At 69.7% G+C, this 8,958-nt stretch carries 8 protein-coding genes; 2 read left to right on the top strand and 6 right to left on the bottom strand.

Features of this window, described 5'->3' with window-relative positions; all coding sequences use genetic code 11:
* The first annotated feature begins 26 nt into the window (after positions 1–26).
* Positions 27–2,495, top strand: coding sequence for an NACHT domain-containing NTPase (locus GWI24_RS34840; RefSeq protein WP_210950043.1), 2,469 nt, complete (start codon positions 27–29; stop codon positions 2,493–2,495).
* 266 nt (positions 2,496–2,761) lie between these two features.
* Here the strand turns inward: GWI24_RS34840 and GWI24_RS34835 are convergent, their stop codons facing one another.
* Positions 2,762–5,287, bottom strand: a complete 2,526-nt coding sequence (locus GWI24_RS34835) for an ATP-dependent Clp protease ATP-binding subunit (RefSeq protein ID WP_210950042.1) — start codon at positions 5,285–5,287, stop codon at positions 2,762–2,764.
* 506 nt (positions 5,288–5,793) lie between these two features.
* Here GWI24_RS34835 and GWI24_RS34830 point away from each other — a divergent pair.
* A complete protein-coding gene (locus GWI24_RS34830) occupies positions 5,794–6,390 on the top strand; it encodes an SCO3374 family protein (RefSeq protein ID WP_210950041.1) in 597 nt (198 codons plus the stop codon).
* A 5-nt stretch (positions 6,391–6,395) separates the two neighbouring features.
* On the opposite strand, the gene GWI24_RS34825 is transcribed toward GWI24_RS34830, so the two are convergent.
* From GWI24_RS34825 to GWI24_RS34805, 5 genes are all read right to left on the bottom strand, one after another.
* Entirely contained in the window at positions 6,396–6,734 is a 339-nt protein-coding gene (locus GWI24_RS34825) for an Lsr2 family protein (protein ID WP_037960512.1), read from the bottom strand.
* 221 nt (positions 6,735–6,955) lie between these two features.
* A complete protein-coding gene (locus GWI24_RS34820) occupies positions 6,956–7,477 on the bottom strand; it encodes an amino-acid N-acetyltransferase (RefSeq protein WP_191064449.1) in 522 nt (173 codons plus the stop codon).
* Positions 7,478–7,499: 22 nt separating this feature from the next.
* Entirely contained in the window at positions 7,500–7,895 is a 396-nt protein-coding gene (locus tag GWI24_RS34815; RefSeq protein ID WP_075200364.1) for a BlaI/MecI/CopY family transcriptional regulator, read from the bottom strand.
* Positions 7,896–8,007: 112 nt separating this feature from the next.
* The gene (locus GWI24_RS34810) at positions 8,008–8,190 is read right to left on the bottom strand and encodes a hypothetical protein (RefSeq protein WP_044573347.1); all 183 of its coding nucleotides are present in this window, start codon (positions 8,188–8,190) and stop codon (positions 8,008–8,010) included.
* A 103-nt stretch (positions 8,191–8,293) separates the two neighbouring features.
* On the bottom strand, positions 8,294–8,958 hold a 665-nt coding region (locus GWI24_RS34805), incomplete at its 5' end, for a hypothetical protein (RefSeq protein ID WP_210950040.1).

Raw genomic sequence — 8,958 nt, 5'->3', positions numbered from 1 at the left:
AACAGTCACCGGGGGGACGGGGCCTCATGGATCCCGCAACCATAGCCACACTGGTCCAGGAACTCTTCATCGCCGACGGGCCGGTGGACCGGCCCGTCCGCATCGCCTCCCTCGTCGCCTTCCAGGGCGACCACCGCACGCTCACCGAACGGGACCTGCCCCGGATCGCCTCCGCCCTCGTCGAAGACGTCGCGAAAGAAATCGGTGACGAAATCGGCGAAGAGATCGCCGATCGGGCGCGGCCCCAGCTGACCGACGCGCTCGCCCGCACCCTCCACTCCCTCGGCACCGTCGACCTGGACGACCTACGGGCCGTCCGCCTCGGCCCCGAAGCCTTCGCCCGCCACCTCGCCATCGCCGCCCCCGACGCCGACGAGGAACTGGACCCGGCCGACGCCCATACGCACGCCTCGCTGCGCGAGGCCGTCTGCGCGCACATCCTCCGCTACCTCACCATCCGCTCCCCCTTCGTCGCGGCCGCCGAGGACGCCGCGTTCGAGGAGCGCTACGCACGGGACATCGTGGCCGCCCACGACCATCTGACGATCTACGGCATCGATCTGGCCCACTCCCCCGACAGCTGGCCGCTTGACGCCGCCTATCTCAGCCTGGAGACCGAGACCGACGGGGGCGGTCCCAGCGCCCCCGCCGAGCAGGCCCTCGCCGGACGCACCCGGGTGCTGCTGTGGGGCGTGGCGGGGTCGGGCAAGACCACGCTGGTGCAGCGGCTCGCGGTGTCCGTGGCACGCGGCGACCTCCCGGCCCCGCTGGAGGGGCTGCGCGGGCGGGTGCCGTTCGTGCTCCCCGTGCGCCGGTTCCGCCGCGACGGCTTCCCGGAGCCGGACGCCTTCCTCTCCGCCGTCCGCTATCCGCACGCCGCCGCACAGCCGCCGGGCTGGGCCGAACGGGTGCTCTCTCGCGGGCGCGGGCTGCTGCTCGTGGACGGCGTGGACGAGGCCCCGGAGGAGGAGCGCGAACGGCTCCGCGAAGCGCTCCGCGAACTCCCCACCCGCTATCCGGGAAATGTCTGGCTGGTCACCTCGCGCCCCTCGGCCGTACGGGAGAACTGGCTCGCCTCGGAGCGCTTCACCGAGCTGAAACTCTCCCCGCTCAGCCGCGAGGGCGTCACCGCGTTCATCCGGCGCTGGCATGCGGCGGCCCGCCAGGACATCACCGACCAGATCGATCTGGGCCGGCTCAGCGGTTACGAGGAAACGCTGCTGGACGCCGTAAGGATTACCCGGGACCTCGGGCGGCTGGCCACCAATCCACTGATGTGCGGTCTGCTGTGCGCACTGCACCGCGACCGCCGCGGCTATCTGCCGCGCGGCCGGAAAGCCCTCTATGACGCGGCCCTTTCCATGCTCCTGGAACGGCGCGACCGCGAGCGCGCCATGCTGCCGCCGGATGGAATCGACCTCCCCCAGGAACCGAAGATCCAGCTGCTGCAGAAGCTGGCGCACTGGATGCTCGTCAACGGCCGGTCCGAAATGGACCGGGCCACCGCCCTCGAGACGCTCGGCCGGTACATCCCGGCCATTCCGCACGCGGCGCGGCAGGGCGGGCCGGAGGAGATCTACCGCCATCTGCTCAACCGGACCGGTCTATTGCGCGAGCCCACACCCGGTTCGGTCGATTTCGTGCACCGAACGTTCCAGGACTATCTCAGCGCGAGAGCGGTCGTCGAACGGCACGATTTTGACTTCCTGATCGACCACGCGCACCTGGACGACTGGGAAGAAGTGATCAGAATGTCCGTCTCCCTCGCCCGTCCCGATGAATGCGCCTACCTCCTGGAGGGGCTGCTGGCGGCCCGTAAAGACGCCCGCCCGGTCCATGCTCGCCATCGCAAACTCCTGGCGGCCGCATGTCTGGAACACGCTACGGAGCTGGACCCCGAGGTGCGTTCCCGAGTGCATCGCTATACCCGTGATCTGGTACGCCCGACCTCGCTGGAGGGAGCCCGAGCGCTGGGCTGGATCGGGCCTATCGTGCTGGAAATGCTGCCCGATCCCAGCGGGGTATCCGATGAGGAAGCCCATCGGCTGGCCGTCACCGCCACCTCGATAGCCGACGACCGCGCGATCGACTATCTGGTCCGGCTGCGGGACCGCGCCTCCTGGGCGGTACGGGCGCAGCTCGCGGGCGCCTGGCGACGATATGACACCGACCGTTACGCCGAGGAAATCATCGCCCATCTCGATGAGCGGGAACTCGACTTTCCGGTGTCGGACCTGGAGGAGCTGCGGGCGCTGCGCCGGCTCGGCGGCCGCCCCTGCGTCCAGATAGCCGGGGCGTTCACCCCGGAGCAGCTGACCGAGGGCCTGGTGGCCGAGCGGCTGACCGAACTGTGGCTCGCCTACGACCTGGGCGCGGACCTGGACCTGAGCTGGCTGGCCGGCTTCCCGCAGCTGGAGATCCTGCGGCTGAGCCACCGCAACGCGGAGGTGACCGGCGTCCCTGAGGGCGTCCAGGTCATCGTGGCGGGCGCGTGAGGGGAGCCCCGGAGGGGGAGAGCGTGTCCGGCCTCCCGGGGCGCCACAGGGCCCCTCAGGGCGCCCCTGCGCGGCACCCTGCACAATGCGGCACCTTGCCCAAAGCGGCACCCTGCCCAAAGCGGCACCCTGCCCAAAGCGGCACCCTGCCCAAAGCGGCACCCTGCCCAAAGCGGCACCTGCACAAAGCGGCACCTGCGCAAAAGGGGGCCGCCCCGGACCGGGAAACGGTCCGGGGCGGCCCCGAGGCGACGGACGACTCCGCGTCACGCCTCCTTGCTGAGGTTCGGGCCCGCGCCACCGGCGGCGGACTCGATCGGCGGGGTGTCCGGCAGCGCCGACTTCTCCTCGCCGCGGAAGGTGAACTTCTTCTCCTCACCCTCGCCCTCGGTGTCCACGACCACGATGTGGCCCGGACGCAGCTCGCCGAAGAGGATCTTCTCCGAGAGCACGTCCTCGACCTCGCGCTGGATCGTCCGGCGCAGCGGCCGGGCGCCCAGGACCGGGTCGTAGCCCCGCTTGGCCAGCAGCTTCTTGGCCTCGCCACTGAGCTCGATGCCCATGTCGCGGTCCTTCAGCCGCTCGTCCACCTTGTCGATCATGAGGTCGACGATCTGGATGATGTCGTCCTCGGTGAGCTGGTGGAAGACGACGGTGTCATCGACACGGTTCAGGAACTCGGGGCGGAAGTGCTGCTTCAGCTCCTCGTTGACCTTGGCCTTCATCCGCTCGTAGCCGGTCTTCACATCGCCCTGGGCGGCGAAGCCCAGGTTGAAGCCCTTGGAGATGTCCCGGGTGCCGAGGTTGGTGGTCATGATGATCACCGTGTTCTTGAAGTCCACGACCCGGCCCTGGGAGTCGGTCAGCCGACCGTCCTCCAGGATCTGCAGCAGCGAGTTGAAGATGTCCGGGTGGGCCTTCTCGACCTCGTCGAAGAGGACCACGGAGAACGGCTTGCGGCGCACCTTCTCGGTGAGCTGGCCGCCCTCCTCGTAGCCCACGTATCCGGGCGGGGAGCCGAAGAGCCGCGAGACGGTGTGCTTCTCGCTGAACTCCGACATGTCGAGCGAGATCATCGCGTCCTCGTCGCCGAAGAGGAACTCGGCGAGGGTCTTGCTGAGCTCGGTCTTACCGACACCGGACGGGCCCGCGAAGATGAACGAGCCACCGGGGCGCTTGGGGTCCTTGAGGCCCGCACGCGTGCGCCGGATGGCCTGGGAGAGCGCCTTGATGGCGTCCTTCTGGCCGATGACGCGCTTGTGCAGCTCGTCCTCCATGCGCAGCAGCCGGGAGGACTCCTCCTCGGTGAGCTTGAAGACCGGGATGCCGGTGGCCGTGGCCAGGACCTCGGCGATCAGCTCCTCGTCGACCTCGGCGACGACGTCCATGTCGCCGGCCTTCCACTCCTTCTCCCGCTTCGCCTTGGCGGCCAGGAGCTGCTTCTCCTTGTCGCGCAGGCCCGCGGCCATCTCGAAGTCCTGCGAGTCGATCGCGGACTCCTTCTCCCGGCGCACATCGGCGATCTTCTCGTCGAATTCGCGCAGGTCCGGCGGCGCGGTCATCCGGCGGATCCGCATCCGGGAACCGGCCTCGTCGATCAGGTCGATCGCCTTGTCCGGCAGGAAGCGGTCCGAGATGTAGCGGTCGGCCAGGGTGGCGGCCGCGACCAGGGCCGAGTCCGTGATCGAGACGCGGTGGTGCGCCTCGTAGCGGTCCCGCAGGCCCTTGAGGATCTCGATGGTGTGCGGCAGCGACGGCTCGGCGACCTGGATGGGCTGGAAGCGGCGCTCCAGGGCCGCGTCCTTCTCCAGGTACTTGCGGTACTCGTCGAGCGTGGTCGCGCCGATGGTCTGGAGCTCGCCCCGCGCCAGCATCGGCTTCAGGATGCTCGCGGCGTCGATCGCGCCCTCGGCGGCGCCCGCACCCACCAGGGTGTGGAGCTCGTCGATGAACAGGATGATGTCGCCGCGGGTGCGGATCTCCTTGAGCACCTTCTTCAGGCGCTCCTCGAAGTCACCGCGGTAGCGGGAGCCGGCGACCAGGGCGCCCAGGTCCAGGGTGTAGAGGTGCTTGTCCTTGAGGGTCTCGGGCACCTCGCCCTTGACGATGGCCTGGGCCAGGCCCTCGACGACCGCCGTCTTACCGACGCCGGGCTCGCCGATGAGGACCGGGTTGTTCTTGGTGCGGCGCGAGAGCACCTGCATGACCCGCTCGATCTCCTTCTCGCGCCCGATGACCGGGTCGAGCTTGGATTCGCGGGCGGCCTGGGTGAGATTGCGGCCGAACTGGTCCAGGACGAGCGAGGTGGAGGGCGTGCCCTCCGCCGGGCCGCCGGCGGTGGCGGCCTCCTTGCCCTGGTAGCCGGAGAGCAGCTGGATGACCTGCTGCCGCACCCGGTTCAGATCGGCGCCCAGCTTCACGAGGACCTGGGCGGCGACGCCCTCGCCCTCACGGATCAGGCCGAGCAGGATGTGCTCCGTACCGATGTAGTTGTGGCCGAGCTGAAGGGCCTCGCGGAGCGACAGCTCCAGGACCTTCTTGGCACGGGGGGTGAAGGGGATGTGCCCGGACGGGGCCTGCTGGCCCTGCCCGATGATCTCCTCCACCTGCTGGCGGACCGCCTCGAGCGAAATCCCGAGGCTCTCCAGGGCCTTAGCGGCGACACCCTCACCCTCGTGGATCAGGCCCAGGAGGATGTGTTCGGTGCCGATGTAGTTGTGGTTGAGCATCCGGGCCTCTTCCTGAGCCAGGACGACAACCCGCCGCGCACGGTCGGTGAACCTCTCGAACATCGTTAATCGCTCCTCAGAGCGGTCAGAAAGATCGGGGACGATCCCCTCCCTGTCCTTCCGCATGCTAGTCCCGCAACCCGGGACAGCTCATTCCAACTGCCGACAACCGTCCGGATCACCCCCGCTCGCACGGGGCAAACAGTGACTGGCTTCCTGCCCGAACAGCCGACAACTGCTTCAACCCGATGGTGCGAGACGATGTTCCCGCAGGCCAGGCATCTACGCCCACCGTCAGTACGCCGATGGCGAACGCCGCTTCCTCCCGACACGCGGACCGCCCCTCCCACTAGGGATGTCTTACCCGCAAGCACAGATACTCCATGCCGTGGGGGCCGGTTCCATCCGCTATGGGCGAACAACCTTGCGCCCGTTCACCGGCCCTGCAGGGCCCTCACGAGTACGTGGCGCGCACGGGTCGGTACGGAACGTCATCGCGTACGGAGATCATCACGTACGAACGTGACCGCCCGCGTAACCAAGCGGGCGGGCGGGGAGTTCTGCCGGGCATGATCCTCAGGGCTCACGGCGCGGAGCCGTCCGCACCGGCCGCCCGGTCACGCTGGTACGAGCGGGAGCTGGGCTGGCCGACGGCCGGCAGCGATCCCGTCGAATTGCTCACGGGGGTGGCCTTCGACGTCATCGAACTGCCGGCCGTGGCCGGTTTCGCGATGCTGCGGCGCGTACCGCGGACCGGTCCGGTCGCGGTGGAGGGCGCCTGGATGCGGCTCCTGGTGGCCGCCGGCAGCGCGGACGAGCTTCCGGGGCTGCTCGACTGGCTGGAGTGGGGCGGTGTGGCCCTGGACCTGGGCGCGATCGGCGCCGGAGGCCGGATCACCGCGCCATGCCCCGCCCGCTCCTGGCCACCGCCCCTGGCCGCCGGGGGGCCCGCCGGTGAGCGATGCCCGCAGGAGGCCGCCGTATGGCTGCGACCTCCCGACGCGAAGGGCGGGGTGGGGCCGACGCTGCCGAGGGCAGGCTTCGGGGGCGATGGGGGCGCCCCCGATCTCATGCGGCTCGTGAGCGCGGCGGCCACGGAGTGCCACCGAGCCCGGTTGGTGCGCGCCCTGCCACTGCCCAGGCAGCGGCGAGCCGGGGAAGGGTGACGCGCTCAGCCGTTGGCCTTCTCGTACGCCTCACGGACGGTCGCCGGAACACGGCCGCGGTCGTTGACCTCGTAGCCGTTCTCCTTCGCCCAGGCGCGGATCTTCGCGGTGTCCTGACCGGCACCACCCGCCGCCGCGCGCGCCTTGCCCCGGCCGCCGGAGGCCCGGCCACCGGTGCGCCGGCCGCCCTTGGTGTACGGCTCCAGGGCGTCACGCAGCTTGTCCGCGTTGGTGGTGGTGAGGTCGATCTCATAGCTCTTGCCGTCCAGAGCGAACGTCACGGTCTCGTCCGCCTCGCCGCCGTCGAGGTCGTCGACAAGAAGGACCTGAACCTTCTGTGCCATGGGGTTCCTTTCAGGGAAAACGGGGGGCTCGGGGGCACGGCGTTAGCCGCTGTTGACTCACCCCCCAGGTAATTACACTACGAGAGAATAGGAAACCGCTTTTCCGGGAAAAACACAAACCCCTCGCGAGGGTTCGACCGATCCACCAAGCGGGAAGGCTCATGGAAGGTCATGTTCCGGAGCTATGTGATAGGGGAGCGATTCGGACATAGGGCCCGCGATCACAGTTGCAGAAGCATCCGGCTGTTGCCAAGGGTGTTCGGCTTCACCCGTTCGAGACCCAGGAACTCGGCGACGCCCTCGTCATAGGAACGCAGGAGCTCGCTGTAGACATCGCCGTCGACCGGCGTCTCGCCGATCTCCACGAAGCCGTGCTTGGTGAAGAAGTCGACTTCGAAGGTGAGGCAGAAAATACGCCGCACGCCCAGCCAGCGCGCCGTCTGCAGCAGCTTGTCAAGCACCAGATGCCCTACACCGGTGCCCTTGAGAGTCCGATCGACGGCGAGAGTGCGGACCTCCGCGAGGTCTTCCCACATGACGTGCAGCGCTCCGCAGCCAATGACCTCAGCGTCCTCGTCGCGCTCGGCGACCCAGAACTCCTGGATGTCCTCGTAAAGCGTCACGGTGGCTTTGTCGAGCAGGATGCGATCGTCCACGTACGAGTCGATGAGACGGCGCACCGCCCGAACATCGCTGGTCCGGGCACGGCGGACGGTGACTACTTTTGATAGTGGGGAGGACATGAGCGGACGCTATCGCCCCGGGTCATCGCCCCGACTCACCGGGGCTCTCCCCCGGCTCCCCCAGTTGTGCGACGCGCATGGCATCCCGTAGTGCGTCGCGCTGCTCTTCGGACATCATCCCGAAGAACGCGACGAGTGCGGCAGCGGGGTTGTCACTGGTCGACCACGCCTCGTTCATCAGTGCAGCCGAGTAGGCGGCGCGCGTGGAGACCGCGGCATATCGATAGGCGCGGCCTTCCACCTCACGGCGCAGCCAGCCCTTGTGATGCAGGTTGTCCATTACGGTCATGACCGTCGTGTAGGCGATCGAGCGTTCCCGCTGAAGGTCTTCCAGGACTTCCCTGACCGTGACCGGGCGGTTCCACTTCCACACCCGCGTCATGACCGCGTCTTCGAGATCTCCCAATGGCCGAGGCACACCGAGAATAATAGTGGGAGATGTCCCGAATGTCGGGAGGGTTGGACGGGAAATGCCACACGCCCCGGGACGCGACGCGTCCGCGGGGCGTGGTCCGGCGTGATCGATCCGATCAGGAGGTCTCGCGCTCCGGCGCCGGGCGCTCGGCCTCGGCGCGGGCCGCCAGCGCGGCGTCCACCGCGGCGTCCTCCTTGGACTTGTTGGCGCCGCCCTGGCTCTTCACCATCGTCACGATGAGCGCGGTGAAGGCCACGGCCATCACCACGGGCGGGACCAGCGCGGAGACGTAATCCATGGCTCTCGGCCTCCTTTTGCTCGAGACCACCAGATTACGCGGCGCGCCGCGGCCACCCGGAGCCGGGCACCGGTCCCGGGCGCGGCGTCCCTGGGTCAGCAGGTCAGGCGGAACGGACCCCGGCGCCGGACGCGAGCCTCGACTCCTGCTCCGGGGGCGGCGACGGGCGGCGGCGCTTGGGCGGGAAGACCTCCGCCGGCGTGGGCACCGGACGCCCCGGGCGCGGCGCCCGGCGGCCCGGCTCCCTCCGCTTCGGCTCCTCGCGGTCCCCGTGCTCCGGCGGCGTGGGCTTCTTACGGGGCTCACGCTTCTGCTCGTCGGACTGGAGCACAGCCTCCCGTGCGGCCTCGGGCCCCTTCATGGCGGCCCCCTGCGCGGCCGTCCCGGACGCCGCCGAGACCCCGCCGGGCAGGGCGCGCAGCCGGGGCGCCACGGGGCGCGTGCGCGGCTCCACGGCGGCGCCGACGGCACCGGCGCGCTCCGCGAGCCGGGCGCGTACGCCCCGCTCGGCAAGGCGCTCGCAGTGGCTCAGCAGCGCGCGCCGGCGCGTCGCCTCACCGCCCCCGGCGGCCGACCCGCACAGCGCGCGGAGCGCGGCCAGATCCTCGGCCAGCGGCTCGTAACCGGCCGCCAGGGCGCCCTGGAGCTGCTCGAGATAGCCGACGGCGGCGCCGGGCAGGGCGGCGCGGTAGCGGGCGAGCTCGTCGAGCAGGAACGCTCGCAGCCGCCCGCCCTCGCGGACCGCTTCGTCCACGGCCTCGGCGAGCC

Source organism: Streptomyces sp. MK37H (assembly GCF_018035285.1).
Classification (GTDB): Bacteria; Actinomycetota; Actinomycetes; order Streptomycetales; family Streptomycetaceae; genus Streptomyces; species Streptomyces endocoffeicus.
This window is presented reverse-complemented; position numbering and strand designations above follow the sequence as displayed.

Coding starts and splice junctions, on each gene's coding strand:
- GWI24_RS34820 (WP_191064449.1), bottom strand. CDS start 7,477: ATGTCCTCCCCACTATCAAAAGTAGTCACCGTCCGCCGTGCCCGGACC.
- GWI24_RS34825 (WP_037960512.1), bottom strand. CDS start 6,734: ATGGCACAGAAGGTTCAGGTCCTTCTTGTCGACGACCTCGACGGCGGC.
- GWI24_RS34830 (WP_210950041.1), top strand. CDS start 5,794: ATGATCCTCAGGGCTCACGGCGCGGAGCCGTCCGCACCGGCCGCCCGG.
- GWI24_RS34835 (WP_210950042.1), bottom strand. CDS start 5,287: ATGTTCGAGAGGTTCACCGACCGTGCGCGGCGGGTTGTCGTCCTGGCT.
- GWI24_RS34840 (WP_210950043.1), top strand. CDS start 27: ATGGATCCCGCAACCATAGCCACACTGGTCCAGGAACTCTTCATCGCC.
- GWI24_RS34810 (WP_044573347.1), bottom strand. CDS start 8,190: ATGGATTACGTCTCCGCGCTGGTCCCGCCCGTGGTGATGGCCGTGGCC.